Below are 13,971 nucleotides of genomic sequence, written 5' to 3'. Positions count from 1 at the left end.
CTTCCCCATCAGGCCAACGGGGGGAGCTTTAATGTGGGTTGCCCGCTCTACCGGGGAGGCAGATACTTGAGCGGATCAACTGGCTTACCATTCTTACGGATCTCAAAGTGCAATCTGACACTGTCGGTCCCCGTAGAACCTATCTCGGCAATCTTTTGGCCAGCTTTAACCATTTCTTGTTCGCTGACCAAAATCCGGCTGGCATGGGCGTAGGCACTTAGGTAGGTGTCGTCGTGTTTTACGATCACCAAGTTTCCGTATCCTCTCAAGCCCCGTCCCGCGTAAACCACGGTGCCGGCCGCTGCTGCCAAAACAGAGTCTCCCAATGGCGCGGTGATATCAATCCCCTTGTTGATGGGCTTTTTCATCGAAAACTGACGAATTAAACGACCGTTCAATGGCCATTGCCATTCAGGTTGGCCACTTTTGACGACAATTTTTGGCGGGTTCTGACCGATTTCGGCAGGAGAGGGTTTTCTGACAGGTATGGTCACTGGACGGGTTGACGGTTTTCCGACATCAGCCGTTGGTCTGGGGCTAGAAACAACCGGCTTAGCTTTAAGGTCAATTTTTTGACCGGGGTGTATAGTATAGGGCGAAGAAATAGAGTTAGCACTCGCTAACTCTCTGAAATCGATTCCATGGCGCCACGCAATTGAGTACAAAGTGTCGCCTGCTTCCACTATATGAAAACCCGACGCTTTTTGACGGCCGCCAAACTTTTCCTCAACTGATACAAATTCTCGGTTGGCTGTACACCCCGTCGCCAAAGTTATTATTGTGACTAATATGACAGTAACCGATTTGTTCATCGTGCCTCGCGGATGGTTGTTTTTTGACACCCTAAAGTGACATTTTTTTGTAGGACATTCTTACCGTCGTCCCGCCCATCAATACAGAATAAGAATCTAGTTTTAAATTCTTTATAAGTCTAAAAAAAATCTTTTTTTACGTTGCTTTGGCGTAACACGTCCAAAGTTACACGCTGTTACTTATTGACACTGGTCAATTTATTCGAACTGCTGTCTTTTTCATCATTAGTGACAAGGTTATTTGGCCCAGCCACCTGTTCCAACAGCCACACAAACAAGGCCCCCAAGGCCATCAACAGCAGGCAACCAGTCAGCATATTGACATCATTCCAGTCTGGCCATTGGTTCACTTGGATAAAGGGCACGGACTCTCCCTTGCTGTTGATACGTGTGCTCAGCGTTTCTTTCCAAGGCCAGATTTTGACCAGAGATCCCAGCATAAACCCAGTCAGTAGCGCGAAGGTGCGCTGGCGATGGTGATGCAGCAGCCAGCTCAATACCCGCGAAAACAATACCAGTCCTACGCCCGCACCGACTGCGAACAAGCCCAGGGTAGAGAAATCAAAATATTTAATGGCTGCAATGACCGTCGGGTACAGTCCCATCAGCAATAGAATAAAGCTGCCTGAAATGCCTGGCAGAATCATGGCACAGATGGCAATCGAGCCGGCCAACACCAGAGTCAGTGGCGTGGCTGCTATTTCGGTGGGAGCGGCCAGGCTAATGCCAGCAGCCAGCGCACACCCGGCCAGCAGCAGCCCAATAGTATCGGCTTGCCAACGACGAATTTCGCGGCCGACGTGCCAACTCGATAAGATGATGAGACCGAAGAAAAACGACCACAGGTACTCTGGATGATGGGCCAGAAGATAGTGCAGCAGTCGCGCCAGGCTTACCAACGCCGTCAGAATCCCTGCGCCCAATACCAACAAGAAGGTGCCGTTGATGGATCGCCAAGCAGCAGCCAGACCCTGCTGCCGCCATACACTCAAAGTGTTGAAGCTGATGCTTTTAATTGAATCCAGCAGTTCGGTGTAGATGCCCGTAATAAAAGCCACCGTGCCACCCGACACACCAGGAACAACGTCCGCTGCTCCCATAGCCATACCCTTTAGAAACAGCCAGAAATGCTTCATCCCTATGTCCATAGATTGATCAGAATTGCGCGGAGTGTGCCCGAACGAGTCCACTTTGCAAGCGAGGAATGGTCAATTGGGCGCCCTTGAGCAGGCTAGCGCAGGACGCCTGGCAGAAACGGTACAAAGTTCACGGCTTCCAATTCTTGGTGTTCAAAGCCGCCGTCCGTTCGCGTGATCAACATTAAGATTTGCTTGTCACCGCCAATCGGAATGACTAAACGACCGCCTTGCGCCAGCTGCTCAAGCAAGGTCGGTGGCACCGTTTCAGGCGCGGCAGCAGCCAAAATGCCATCAAATGGACCCACTTCAGGCCAGCCCCAACCGCCATCAGACAATTTCATGCTGACGTTTCTCAGTTTGAGCTGGCGAATGCGTTGCTGCGCTTTTTTTTGCAAGGCAGCGATGCGCTCAACACTGTATACCTTCGTGACCAAAGGGCTCAGGATCGCTGTTTGGTAACCAGAGCCGGTCCCAATTTCCAGGACCTTGTTGCACGGTCCGCCTTGCAGCAGTACTTCGGTCATCCGCGCTACCGTATAAGGCTGGCTGATGGTCTGACCATGGCCGATGGGCAGCGCCGTGTCTTCGTAGGCGCGCTGTCCCAATGCTTCATCGACGAACATATGCCTCGGGGTATTGGCCATCACCGACAGTACTTGCTCATTGGCAATGCCTGCTTGGCGCAGTCGCTGAATCAACCGATTACGAGTGCGCTGGGATGTCATGCCAATGCCGGCCAGCAGTTGCTCATTCACCGCTGGTATCCTGTTCGATCAAAGCGGCCATTGATGCCATGGCCGCATGCAGCGTCATGTCCATTTGTATCGGAGTAATGGACACCCGTCCGTGCTCAATGGCATGGAAGTCGGTACCCGGCCCAGCATCGGCGACATCGCCGGCGGCGGATATCCAATAACAATCCTTGCCACGAGGATTGGTGGTCAGCACCGGATTATCAGAGCGCTGGCGATGGCCAAGGCGCGTTACTTCGACACCGTTCAACTCATCGTAAGGGCGGTCCGGTACATTGATATTAATAATGCTGTTGGTCGGCAGGCACAGGTCTGACAAACGCGGCAACCACTCAATCAATACTCGCGCGGCGGTGGCAAAATGACGGCTGCCGGCTAGGGAAATGGCAATCGGTGTCAGCGCCAAAAAGCGCCCTTCCATCGCTGCCGCCACGGTGCCGGAATACAGCACGTCATCGCCCAAGTTAGCACCGGCATTGATGCCAGAGATCACACGCTCACATTGGTCCTGATAAAACGCATTCACCGCCAGATGCACACAGTCGGTGGGCGTGCCGTTGACACTGATGGCACCTGTGTCCAGTTGAATCGGATGCAACGGGCGATCCAGGGTCAGAGAATTGCTGGCACCACTGCGATCTCGGTCAGGGGCAACCGTATGGGTGTCGTAGCCATGCTGTTGCAGGGCTTCGGTCAAAGCTCTTAACCCAGGTGCATGCACACCGTCGTCATTGGAAAGAAGTAACGTCATTTTACTGTCCTGAAGGCAACTGATCCGCTCGCTGTGCCGCACTGCTGAACTGACCGAGCTCACGCAACACCGACGTGGCGTAATGACCCGGCGCCAAGATAAAACTCAATACCAGTTCATCTGACTGCGGCTGCTGCCATTGCAACTGCAACGGCTGCGATACTATGGCGCGACGTTCTTGTTTAAGTCCAGCGTGTTCCATGCCATCACAGGCTTCGCGATATTCGTCCGCCACTGCGGTTTCCAGTGCCAAGGCCTGTTCACTGCTGGCTAAACGCCCACGCCCCCACAACGGCGCTGTGATCAGCCCTTGTTCATCAAGAACATCGCCGTCCAGCGCCTGTAACCAGCCCGGCTGTTGCATACGCGATGCGATCACTTGATTAAACAGCAAGGAGCGAACGGCCGACAGATACAGACTGCGCTTGTTGCGGTTTTTGACTTTAAACTCGCCGCGCAACATAGCAAGGCCTGAGACCACATTATGACCTCCGTGACCAAAGCGCTGCTCGCCAAAATAGTTAGGCACACCTTGGGCTTTGATCTGCTGCAGCACAGCGTCCAGTGCAGCAATATCACCGCTCAAATGCCGCAGATGAAGACGAAATTCGTTGCCGGCTAAATCGCCGCGACGCAGCTTGCGCACATGGCGCTGCTGAGACAAAACCTGCATTTCGTCATCGTTCAGCTGGGAAAAATCAGGCGCCTCGACTCTGGGTAAATAAATGCTGAACCATTGGCGAGTGATAGCATGGCGATCTTTGAGTCCGGCATAGCCGACATCCATATCGCGCACGCCCGCCAGCTCAGCCAAACGCTTGGCAACCCAAGCGGTATTGGCGCCATTTTTCTCAATTTCTAACCAAACGTGCTCGCCCTCGTCGCTGGGCTGCTCGAGGGGCAGCTCGGTGACGCAAAAATCAGCATTGGTGACGCGGTACTGTCCGCTCACCTGCGGTGTTAGATAAGCCTTGGGCCAATCGGGTAAGAGAAATTCTGTCATTGGCTGATCAACACCACCGCATGCACTGCGATGCCTTCTTTGCGGCCCACATAGCCGAGCTTTTCGGTGGTGGTTGCTTTGACATTGATGGCCCCCAACTCCACTTGCAGATCGTCTGCGATGCAGCTGCGCATGGCTTGGATGTGCGGTGCCAGCTTGGGTGCCTGAGCAATCACCGTCACATCGGCATTCATTAAACGGTAGCCTTGCTGTTGCAACAGCCCCATCACGTGGCGCAGCAACGCGCGGCTGTCTGCTCCTTGCCATTGCGGATCGGTATCGGGAAAGTGTTGACCAATGTCGCCCATCGCTGCGGCACCCAGCAGCGCATCCGCAAGTGCGTGCAGTGCCACATCACCATCCGAGTGGGCTTTTAAACCATGACTGTGGGGAATTTTGACCCCACCTAACATTACAAAATCGCCCGCTTCAAAGGCGTGCACATCAAAACCATGTCCTATTCGCATGGAGCTTCCCGCTGTTGCAAAAACCATTCGGCCAGCGCCAGATCCGCTGGTCGAGTTATTTTAATGTTGTCACTGCGACCTTCTACCAAGCGTGGTTGCCAGCCCATGTGCTCCATCGCGGAACACTCGTCGGTGACGGTCAGTTGCTGCGCCAAGCATTGTTCTAACGCCTGATGCAGAGCTTTTAGTGGAAACAATTGCGGCGTCAGTGCATGCCACAATTGTTCGCGCTCCACCGTGTGCTGCACACACTGCTCGCTGTTGCCGCGCTTCATAGTGTCGCGAGTTGGTGTGGCCAGCAGGGCTCCCTGCGGATGTTGCTGGGCTGCTGCCAGTAAGGCATCAATATCACTGTGATGCAGACAAGGGCGAGCAACATCGTGCACCAACGCCCAATCGTCATCGTGGGCTTGATCCAATATTGCGTTGAGAGCGTTCAACACCGAATGGCAACGCTCTTGGCCGCCCGCCACGCGCAAGATGCGTGCATCGTCAGAAAACTCACTGCCACGCCAATATGGATCGTCCGTGGCCAACGCCAGCACCACTTGCTGACACGCTGGATGATCCAATAACAACCGCAAGGTGTGGTCGATCAGTAAGCCATTGGCCAAGGTCAAATATTGCTTGGGACGATCTGCCTGCATGCGACTGCCAACACCAGCAGCTGGAATAATGGGCCAAATGGTCATGGCTGTTCCGGATCGGCAAATAAGATAAAGGTTTCCCCCTCGCGCACCAGGCTGAGGTCCTCTCGCGCGTACTCTTCCAATAACTCGGTACCGCGTTTTAAATCTTGCACTTCAGCCAGCAGTTCGTCGTTGTGCTGTTGCTGCACGGTGTTTTTATGGCGCAAGTCACTGATGTACTGTTGCAGCTGACGACTGGCGATTATGCCGCTGTCGTCGAGCCATAGACGATATTGCAGCACCAACAGCAATAAGCCTCCGCTCAACAGAGCAAGCCATAACCAACGACGGGCAGACAACATCATATTCATATCCAAACAAAAAAGCGGGCCTCGGCCCGCTTGGTATTACGCCTGGCCTTTGATTTCCTTGCGGCCATGGTAAGGAGCTTGGCTGCCCAGCTGCTCTTCGATGCGCAGCAGGCGGTTGTACTTAGCCACTCGATCGCTGCGGCACAATGAGCCGGTTTTAATTTGGCCAGCACAGGTGCCCACAGCCAGATCGGCAATGGTGGTGTCTTCCGTTTCACCGCTGCGGTGAGAAATCACCGCGGTGTAACCGGCGTCTTTGGCCATTTTGATCGCATCCAAAGTCTCGCTCAGCGAGCCGATCTGATTGAACTTGATCAGGATGGAGTTGGCGATGTTTTTCTCGATGCCTTCGGCCAAAATTTTGGTATTGGTCACAAACAGATCGTCACCGACCAGCTGTATCTTGCTGCCCAGCTTCTCGGTTTGATACTTCCAGCCAGCCCAATCCGACTCATCCTGACCGTCTTCAATAGAAACGATCGGATACTGGTCGCACAGCTCCGCCAGATAGTCAGAGAACTGCTCAGCACTAAAGACTTTGCCTTCACCCTGCAGATCGTAGTTGCCATCTTTGTAGAACTCAGATGACGCACAATCCAATGCCAGCGTGATGTCTTTACCCAGCTCGTAGCCAGCACCCGCACAGGCTTCTTTAATTGCAGCCAGCGCATCGGCGTTCGACGCCAAGTTAGGAGCAAAACCGCCTTCATCGCCCACCGCCGTGTTCAGGCCTTGAGCCGACAGTACTTTTTTCAGGCTGTGGAAAATTTCCGCACCAGCACGCAAAGCTTCGGCGAAAGTCGGTGCGCCCACCGGCTGCACCATAAACTCCTGAATATCGACGTTGTTGTCGGCGTGCTCACCACCGTTGATGATGTTCATCATAGGCACTGGCATGGAGTACTGACCCGAGGTGCCGTTGATATCAGCAATGTGCTGATACAGCTCAACGCCTTTGGCCGCCGCTGCCGCTTTGGCTGCCGCCAGAGAGACCGCCAGAATGGCATTGGCGCCCAACTTAGCTTTGTTGTCGGTACCGTCCAGCTCCAGCATTTTATTGTCCAGCGCACGCTGGTCGGTGCCGTCCATACCCAACAGTGCGTCTTTGATCAGGGTATTAACGTTGTTAACCGCGTTTAATACGCCTTTGCCGAGGTAACGGCTTTTATCGCCATCACGCAGTTCCAATGCTTCGCGGGTACCGGTCGACGCACCACTTGGAGCACAAGCGGTACCAAAAAAACCGCCTTCCAGCGTCACATCCGCCTCAACCGTTGGGTTACCACGGGAGTCCAGAACTTCGCGTGCTTTGATGTCGATAATGTTAGCCATGCTGAATAATTCTCCGTCGGTTAAATCTGTATGCCCGGTGGCAAAACTCAGTTCGCGTTCTGCTCAAGAGCAGCGGCGATAAATGCTTTAAACAGGCCGTGGCCATCACGAGGGGTGGAGGTAAACTCCGGGTGGAACTGACACCCCACAAACCAAGGGTGATCGGCGACTTCCACCACTTCCACCAAATCGCCGTCGATTGAGCGGCCAGCAATGCGCAGACCGTGTTTTTCTAACTCGGCAATAATAGTGGCGTTCACTTCGTAGCGATGACGATGGCGCTCAACGATGATGTCCTCACCGTAGGCTTTGGCAGTATTCGATTCTGGCGCCAAACGACACTCTTGGCCGCCCAAACGCATGGTGCCGCCCAGATCTGAATTTTCGTCGCGCACTTCGGTCTGGCCCGAGGCATCGGTCCATTCGGTAATCAGGCCCACCACCGGGTGTTCACTGTGCAGATCAAACTCGGTGGAGTTGGCGTCTTTCCAGCCCACGACGTTACGCGCGAATTCAATCACCGCCGACTGCATGCCCAGGCAAATGCCGAGGAATGGAATTTTGTTTTCACGGGCGTATTGCACCGTGCGAATTTTGCCATCGACACCGCGGTTACCGAAGCCACCTGGTACCAAAATAGCGGACACACCGGCCAGCAATTCAACGCCTTTGCGCTCGATGTCTTCAGCGTCGATATAGCGGATTTTGACCTTGGCGCGATGCTGAATACCGGCATGATCAATGGCTTCGATCAGCGACTTATAGGCATCCAACAAGTCCATGTATTTGCCCACCATAGCGATGGTGACTTCATGCTCTGGGTTCAGCTTGGCGTCGGCCACGGCGTCCCATTCGCTTAGGTCGGCTTCACCGCACGCCAGATCGAACTTATCGACAATCAAATCATCCAGGCCAGCTTCTGACAGCATGCGTGGAATCTTGTAGATGGTGTCCGCGTCTTCCAGCGGCACCACAGCGCGCTCTTCAACGTTGGTGAACAGAGCAATTTTGCGCAGCGCCGAGGCGTCGATTTTATGATCTGAGCGGCAGATCAGCACGTCCGGCTGCAAGCCGATGGTGCGCATCTCTTTCACCGAGTGTTGGGTCGGCTTGGTTTTGGTTTCACCGGCCGTGGCAATGTAGGGCACCAAAGTCAGGTGCAATGATAAAGCACGCTTACTGCCCAGCTCGACTTTCATTTGGCGAACCGCTTCCAAGAACGGCTGCGACTCGATGTCACCCACGGTGCCACCAATTTCGACCAGTGCCACATCGGCACCCTCAGCACCTTCAACCACACGACGTTTGATCTCGTCAGTGATGTGCGGAATCACCTGCACCGTACCGCCGAGGTAATCACCACGGCGTTCTTTCGCAAGTACATCGGTGTAGATGCGGCCAGTGGTGAAGTTGTTTTTGCGCGACATGGTGGTACGAATGAAACGTTCGTAGTGACCCAAGTCGAGGTCGGTTTCGGCGCCATCGTCGGTTACGAACACCTCACCATGCTGGAACGGGCTCATGGTGCCGGGATCGACGTTGATGTACGGATCCAGTTTTAGCATGGTGACTTTCAAGCCCCTGGCTTCCAAAATGGCAGCCAGAGACGCCGAGGCGATGCCCTTCCCCAACGAAGAAACAACACCACCTGTGACGAAGATAAATCGTGTCATAGAGGGTCCGCGAATTATAGATAAGGTGTTAGCTGGAAGGCTGGGAACCTTCACTCAAGATGGGAGGGCAGATTAGCAGAAATCACCTTGCGGGTAAATTTATTTCGCCGCGCGCTGGCGAGTGAATCACGCCAACGACACCCCTGATGCGAGCTTGCTCACAGCTTGTTTGTCAAGCCCATTCGGGCCATGGACTTAGAATTAGGCGCTGGTTATCCTCACCGCACTGATTCCTCACTCACAATAAGGACGTCTTTGTGAACACTCGTTACACGTTATTGGCCACGGCAGTGGCGGCGGCTTTGACCAGCGGTTGTGCCAGCACACCGAAGGACACCACTCCACTGCGTGAAACCGCCGTATTGCAGAGCAAGTATTCCTTGGCGGCATCGATGCTGCCCGACTCACGCGGTACACAAACGGTGTATACCCGCCCGGACCGTCGTCGCATTGACTACACCTTTAAATTCGACAACTGGTTTATGAACTCCATGTTTGGCGGCTCGGATACCAGCGACATCGCCCGTCTTGACAACAACCTGCTGTGGTTGCTGGACAACGATGATGAGACCTACAAAGAATGTCCGCTAACCGGCTGTGGCGCCTCCCTGTGGGAAGTGATGCAGGAGAAAATGGAAGGCGGTGAGATGGAACAAGAAGAAGATGGTTACGACCCCAGTGCCGGTGGTAGCTGTGAGCTGACGCCATTGAAAACCACCTTTAAAGTTACCCCGAAGGCCAAAGGCCGTGTGGTCAACGGCTTTAATGCCGACCAATACATTGCCAGCTGGGAAATGGGCGTTAAAGATCAGCATGGCAATGTCGACAAGAATTTGTTCACCCTCGACTTGTGGATGGTAGACGCCACCTCAACCATGCAACGCAGCTGGGAAATCAATGGCCAGTTCCAAGAGCGCTACCTGGCTAAAGTCGCCGGTGATAACCCAATGGCGAAATTCCTCAGCAATGACGTCTACAAAGTCATTTCTGGCATCACAGGCGATACCGACAAAAGCCAGCTCACCAGCCAATCGCCTATCGTGAAAAAACTGAACGCCATCGAAGGCTACCCAGTGTCGCTGAAGTTTGAGTGGTACGTTGAATCGAACACCTGTCCGGAAGAACGTCGCCAGCAAGCTCAGGCACAAAATCAAGGCAATGACGACGGCGGCTTTGGCGGCGGCATGGGCTCCATCGGCAGTATTGCTGGCAGCTTGTTGCAAGAACAAGCCAGCAAACAAGCCACCGATTACTTTACGCCAGACCCGAACGAGCCAGTGCTGACCTACATCTACGATGTCACCAGCCTGGAAGTGTCGCAGCAACGCGACAGCCGCTTTAACGTTCCAGCGGACTACGATCTGACGGATCGGCGTTAATCCACAGCGGGGCTGTTGCTGCAGCCCCAATATCATGCAGGACATATTATGACGTTATCCCTGACCCGACTCCCTCTGATTGCTGGCCTGGTGCTGCTGACAGCGTGCAGCCAAAAAGTCGCGCGCCCAGACATGAATCCAGATCTCAGCGGCACCATTCATGGCCCCGACGAAGTCATGGCACAGCAGGAAGTGGTGGTCAGTGCCACCACCGGGTCAGAGACTGGCAAGCAGGTGAAGCGCCGTTGGCTCAGCAGCGATCCGCAGCGGTTGAAACTGCAGCATACGGACGATGTCGCCGCGCGTTATCTAGCAGCCGACGTGCAACAGGACACCACTGTGTACATTCAGTTGCAATTGGATAATGGCGAGTCGCAGCTGTTGTTGCAGCATCCGATTGAGATAAAAGCCAACAATTAAATGCTATGCCACAGCGCATAGTGCCGATATAGAAAGCCCTGCGATGCCAGGCCATTAGAATTCAATCTATTTGGTCTCATTGCCGGGCAAAATAGCCATAACGTGGCAGCCGCATCAGCAAAAAGCAAAAAAGAAACGAAAAAACTCAACCAGAAAACAAATAAAAGGAGCCTAGGCTCCTTTTATTTTTAGATTCAATACTAAGAGCAGGCTCAGATCTATTTCAGGTAGCTGTCCATGATTTCCTGGTAACGACCGCTGCTTTTTATCGCCGCTAAACCGGCATTAAAGTCGTCACGATGGCCGACGTTGCGAAAGGCCACTTTATAGTCTGTTGGCGGGAACACCTCGAACAAAGTCACTGCCGGGCTAACATCCACTTCTTTTTCTGCCCCCGGTAGTAGGTAAAGATGTTGCGATCCATGACCACTAAATTGGTGCGCCCGGTAAATAGCAGTTTAATTTGCGCTTCCTGGCGCGCCATTTCTTTATAACCTTTATTGGCTTTTGCCATCGCAGCAAAATCGGCCCCCAAATACTTAGTCGCATCCTGAAATGCGACAATGGAAAAACTGGCCAGATCCTGCACACTCGCCACCTGATGACCTTTGCTTTGTAGACCAACGGCAACGTTCTGGTAGGTCATGTGCACATCCGAATAGTGCACATTATTCAAACCGGACGCTTCGTTCACTGTCATTGCCGCATTGACTTTGCCATCCTCCAGCGAGGTTTTGACGCGCATAAACGGCACATACTTCACCGTCAGCTGATGACCCTTTTCCGCCAGCGCCGCTCTGACGATATCCAGCTCCATGCCATGATTATTTTCTGATATCACGTAGGGTGGTAACGCCAGTCCCACACTCATCACAATTTCTTCCGCTTTGGCAGCAGTACTGAAAATCGCACAGCAAAGGCTGGCGTATAGCAGGGCGATAGAACGCATAGGCTTTCCTCGATGATGGTCACAAAGCCTGCTCGCCAATAACGAGCAGGTTTGTTACAGACTAGCTCATACCAAGGAAGTAGAAGAGGTCGCTCGCTGGACAATCACGACAGAGCCTCAAAACTAGACCGGGTTATCAATATCAATAAAGGTCACTTGCAGATCGAACGTTTCTGCCAGATGTTCGCCCAAAGCTTTGGCACCGTAGCGCTCCGTCGCATGATGACCTGCACTGTAAAAATGCGTGCCGGTCTCACGCGCCAGATGCACCGCCGGCTCGTTAATTTCACCCGTGATGTAAGCATCCACACCAGCATCGATGGCAGCCTGCAAATAGCCCTGAGCACCGCCAGTGCACCAGGCAACGGTTTCGATAATGTCGTTGTCGCCGCCAATATGCAGCGGCTCACGTTGCAGTCGCTCGGCGATCCAATCACTGAACTCACGCCCGGTCATGGGCTTTGGCAAACGCCCAATATTACCCGGCATGGTCAAATCGAATGGGTTAATCGGACCGTCCACAGTCAGTTCCAATACCTGCGCCAGCTGCACGTTGTTGCCATAGTGCGGGTGCATATCCAACGGCAAATGATAAGCGAGCAAATTGATGTCATGCTGCAGCAAGGCTTTTAAACGCTGGCGTTTAATCCCGGTGATGGCGGCGTCTTCGCCTTTCCAAAAATAACCGTGATGCACCAACAGGGTGTCTGCTCCCATCGCAATCGCCGCATCGATGAGCGCCTGATTGGCAGTCACGCCCGTCACCACCGACTGAATCTGCTCACGCCCCTGCACTTGCAAGCCATTTGGGCAATAATCGCGAATACGATCACTTTGCAACAGTTCGTTCAGATGGTTCAGAATCTGACGGCGATCAGTCATAGTTCACTCCTGTATGGGATACATATCAGCGGTCACCCGCCATACTCTGTTAAGTGGCCACAGTATAACGAGGTTCATCCATGCCCAGCACCCTGGGGTTAGTCGTACAACGTCTACTTTTACCAGTTTTGATTGGTTTGATCGCGGCGCAAAGTATTTTGCTGTGGGCGCCGCACTGGGTGTTACCAACGCCGGCCAGCCCAGCAACGCTCAGCAATGACAGCAGTGCTAGTAGTAGCCATGGAATGAGCGGCCCGGTGAGCTACGCCGATGCGGTCGAGCGCGCGGCACCGGCGGTAGTCAACGTGTTTACGCGCAAACGCGTTGAGCGAAAACGCCACCCATTGTTTGACGACCCATTTTTTCGCCAGTTTTTCCGCAGCACCCGAGAGCCGAGCGCGCGTATTCAATCAAGCCTGGGCTCTGGGGTGATCATGTCAGAGCAAGGGCATGTATTGACCAACCACCACGTCATCAGCGGTGCCGATGAAATCGTGGTGGCGCTGCGCGATGGCCGCGAAGCCACCGCACAACTATTAGGCACCGACCCGGAAGCCGACCTGGCGTTGCTGCAAATCGATTTACCGAACCTGCCCGTCATCCCGGTGGCCGAACAGCGTGAGCTGCATATTGGCGATGTGGTGCTGGCCATCGGTAACCCTTTTGGCGTCGGTCAAACCGTTACTCTGGGGATTATTTCAGCGACCGGCAGAAACCAGCTGGGCATCAACACCTACGAAAATTACATTCAAACCGACGCGGCCATTAACCCGGGTAATTCTGGTGGTGCTTTAGTCAATGCCTATGGCGAGCTGGTTGGCATCAATACCGCCATCTTTTCCAAATCCGGTGGCAGTGAAGGTATCGGTTTTGCGATTCCGAATGAAGTGGCGACACGCACCTTGGCCGACCTAGCGCGACACGGCCAGGCCATCCGTGGCTGGCTGGGCATTGAAGTACGAGAAGCCACTCCGGCTTTATTGCAGTCACTGCAATTGCCCAACGCTCTCACCGGGTTGATCGTGACCGGCCTGTACGAAGGCGGCCCTGCTGAACAAGCCGGGCTGCAAATTGGCGACATCATGACCCACATAAATGACGAATCGGCCGCCGACGCACGCGCCGCCATGAATCAGATCGGCGCCCTGCGCCCAGGCGATCGCATTGCCATCGATTTATTACGAGCCGGTCAATCCATTCGCGTGGAGGCCATAGCTGGGCAACGCCAGTCCCAGGCGGCGGGTTAAACCGCCGCCATGGGCATCTAATTGAATCGAGGTACCCGAGTTCTGATGTAATTAGAACGATGTGTGCATGATTATCTTGGTCATGGCTATATTGGTTATGGCAATGCTTGGTCGCAAATTGGAAAAGACCTGAGCACGAACAAGATATTGATAACGTTTCGCGCA

General features: G+C 53.7%; 16 protein-coding genes. 3 read left to right on the top strand and 13 right to left on the bottom strand.

All coding sequences use genetic code 11. The annotated features are described in order from the left end of the window. Positions 1–47: 47 nt before the first annotated feature. The 10 genes from CHH28_RS08770 to CHH28_RS08725 form a co-directional block, all read right to left on the bottom strand. Positions 48–812 carry a peptidoglycan DD-metalloendopeptidase family protein gene (locus CHH28_RS08770; RefSeq protein ID WP_094059955.1) on the bottom strand — a complete coding sequence of 255 codons (765 nt, stop codon included), beginning with the start codon at positions 810–812 and terminating at the stop codon, positions 48–50. Between the two features lie 176 nt (positions 813–988). Continuing rightward, entirely contained in the window at positions 989–1,948 is a 960-nt protein-coding gene (locus tag CHH28_RS08765) for a DUF368 domain-containing protein (RefSeq protein ID WP_094059954.1), read from the bottom strand. Positions 1,949–2,043: 95 nt separating this feature from the next. Continuing rightward, entirely contained in the window at positions 2,044–2,676 is a 633-nt protein-coding gene (locus CHH28_RS08760) for a protein-L-isoaspartate(D-aspartate) O-methyltransferase (protein ID WP_094062022.1), read from the bottom strand. A 22-nt stretch (positions 2,677–2,698) separates the two neighbouring features. Continuing rightward, complete coding sequence (surE, locus tag CHH28_RS08755) at positions 2,699–3,454, bottom strand: 5'/3'-nucleotidase SurE (RefSeq protein WP_094059953.1); 756 nt, start codon at positions 3,452–3,454, stop codon at positions 2,699–2,701. Position 3,455: 1 nt separating this feature from the next. Beyond that, positions 3,456–4,457, bottom strand: a complete 1,002-nt coding sequence (gene truD / locus CHH28_RS08750) for a tRNA pseudouridine(13) synthase TruD (protein WP_094059952.1) — start codon at positions 4,455–4,457, stop codon at positions 3,456–3,458. Next, positions 4,454–4,924: a 2-C-methyl-D-erythritol 2,4-cyclodiphosphate synthase gene (ispF, locus tag CHH28_RS08745; protein WP_094059951.1), complete on the bottom strand. Its 471-nt coding sequence runs from the start codon at positions 4,922–4,924 to the stop codon at positions 4,454–4,456. Before ispF ends, truD begins: the two co-directional genes overlap by 4 nt. Then, positions 4,915–5,616 carry a 2-C-methyl-D-erythritol 4-phosphate cytidylyltransferase gene (ispD, locus tag CHH28_RS08740; RefSeq protein WP_094059950.1) on the bottom strand — a complete coding sequence of 234 codons (702 nt, stop codon included), beginning with the start codon at positions 5,614–5,616 and terminating at the stop codon, positions 4,915–4,917. Before ispD ends, ispF begins: the two co-directional genes overlap by 10 nt. After that, positions 5,613–5,918: an FtsB family cell division protein gene (locus tag CHH28_RS08735; RefSeq protein ID WP_157729844.1), complete on the bottom strand. Its 306-nt coding sequence runs from the start codon at positions 5,916–5,918 to the stop codon at positions 5,613–5,615. Before CHH28_RS08735 ends, ispD begins: the two co-directional genes overlap by 4 nt. 42 nt (positions 5,919–5,960) lie before the next feature. Further along, positions 5,961–7,256, bottom strand: coding sequence for a phosphopyruvate hydratase (gene eno, locus CHH28_RS08730; protein WP_094059948.1), 1,296 nt, complete (start codon positions 7,254–7,256; stop codon positions 5,961–5,963). 47 nt (positions 7,257–7,303) lie between these two features. Further along, positions 7,304–8,929: a CTP synthase gene (locus CHH28_RS08725; RefSeq protein WP_094059947.1), complete on the bottom strand. Its 1,626-nt coding sequence runs from the start codon at positions 8,927–8,929 to the stop codon at positions 7,304–7,306. 257 nt (positions 8,930–9,186) lie between these two features. On the opposite strand from CHH28_RS08725, the gene CHH28_RS08720 reads away from it, so the two are divergent. Continuing rightward, entirely contained in the window at positions 9,187–10,308 is a 1,122-nt protein-coding gene (locus CHH28_RS08720; protein WP_094059946.1) for a hypothetical protein, read from the top strand. A 48-nt stretch (positions 10,309–10,356) separates the two neighbouring features. Beyond that, positions 10,357–10,728, top strand: a complete 372-nt coding sequence (locus CHH28_RS08715) for a hypothetical protein (protein ID WP_094059945.1) — start codon at positions 10,357–10,359, stop codon at positions 10,726–10,728. 218 nt (positions 10,729–10,946) lie between these two features. Here CHH28_RS08715 and CHH28_RS20050 read toward each other — a convergent pair whose 3' ends face one another. The 3 genes from CHH28_RS20050 to CHH28_RS08705 form a co-directional block, all read right to left on the bottom strand. Further along, positions 10,947–11,090: a hypothetical protein gene (locus CHH28_RS20050; RefSeq protein ID WP_199244036.1), complete on the bottom strand. Its 144-nt coding sequence runs from the start codon at positions 11,088–11,090 to the stop codon at positions 10,947–10,949. Then, on the bottom strand, positions 11,087–11,677 hold the full coding sequence (locus tag CHH28_RS08710; protein WP_199244035.1) for a transporter substrate-binding domain-containing protein: 591 nt from the start codon (positions 11,675–11,677) through the stop codon (positions 11,087–11,089). Before CHH28_RS08710 ends, CHH28_RS20050 begins: the two co-directional genes overlap by 4 nt. Before the next feature lie 123 nt (positions 11,678–11,800). Beyond that, positions 11,801–12,559 (bottom strand): Nif3-like dinuclear metal center hexameric protein, encoded by a 759-nt coding sequence (locus CHH28_RS08705; RefSeq protein WP_094059944.1) that lies wholly within the window; start codon positions 12,557–12,559, stop codon positions 11,801–11,803. 80 nt (positions 12,560–12,639) lie between these two features. Between CHH28_RS08705 and CHH28_RS08700 the strand changes: the two genes are divergently transcribed. Continuing rightward, positions 12,640–13,806 (top strand): trypsin-like peptidase domain-containing protein, encoded by a 1,167-nt coding sequence (locus CHH28_RS08700; protein ID WP_094059943.1) that lies wholly within the window; start codon positions 12,640–12,642, stop codon positions 13,804–13,806. Positions 13,807–13,971 lie beyond the last annotated feature (165 nt).

Origin of the sequence: Bacterioplanes sanyensis, from assembly GCF_002237535.1 — a bacterium.
Taxonomy (GTDB): Bacteria; Pseudomonadota; Gammaproteobacteria; order Pseudomonadales; family Oceanobacteraceae; genus Bacterioplanes; species Bacterioplanes sanyensis_A.
This window is presented reverse-complemented; position numbering and strand designations above follow the sequence as displayed.

Coding starts and splice junctions, on each gene's coding strand:
- CHH28_RS08770 (WP_094059955.1), bottom strand. CDS start 812: ATGAACAAATCGGTTACTGTCATATTAGTCACAATAATAACTTTGGCG.
- CHH28_RS08765 (WP_094059954.1), bottom strand. CDS start 1,948: ATGAAGCATTTCTGGCTGTTTCTAAAGGGTATGGCTATGGGAGCAGCG.
- CHH28_RS08760 (WP_094062022.1), bottom strand. CDS start 2,676: ATGACATCCCAGCGCACTCGTAATCGGTTGATTCAGCGACTGCGCCAA.
- surE (WP_094059953.1), bottom strand. CDS start 3,454: ATGACGTTACTTCTTTCCAATGACGACGGTGTGCATGCACCTGGGTTA.
- truD (WP_094059952.1), bottom strand. CDS start 4,457: ATGACAGAATTTCTCTTACCCGATTGGCCCAAGGCTTATCTAACACCG.
- ispF (WP_094059951.1), bottom strand. CDS start 4,924: ATGCGAATAGGACATGGTTTTGATGTGCACGCCTTTGAAGCGGGCGAT.
- ispD (WP_094059950.1), bottom strand. CDS start 5,616: ATGACCATTTGGCCCATTATTCCAGCTGCTGGTGTTGGCAGTCGCATG.
- CHH28_RS08735 (WP_157729844.1), bottom strand. CDS start 5,918: ATGATGTTGTCTGCCCGTCGTTGGTTATGGCTTGCTCTGTTGAGCGGA.
- eno (WP_094059948.1), bottom strand. CDS start 7,256: ATGGCTAACATTATCGACATCAAAGCACGCGAAGTTCTGGACTCCCGT.
- CHH28_RS08725 (WP_094059947.1), bottom strand. CDS start 8,929: ATGACACGATTTATCTTCGTCACAGGTGGTGTTGTTTCTTCGTTGGGG.
- CHH28_RS08715 (WP_094059945.1), top strand. CDS start 10,357: ATGACGTTATCCCTGACCCGACTCCCTCTGATTGCTGGCCTGGTGCTG.
- CHH28_RS08710 (WP_199244035.1), bottom strand. CDS start 11,677: ATGCGTTCTATCGCCCTGCTATACGCCAGCCTTTGCTGTGCGATTTTC.
- CHH28_RS08705 (WP_094059944.1), bottom strand. CDS start 12,559: ATGACTGATCGCCGTCAGATTCTGAACCATCTGAACGAACTGTTGCAA.
- CHH28_RS08700 (WP_094059943.1), top strand. CDS start 12,640: ATGCCCAGCACCCTGGGGTTAGTCGTACAACGTCTACTTTTACCAGTT.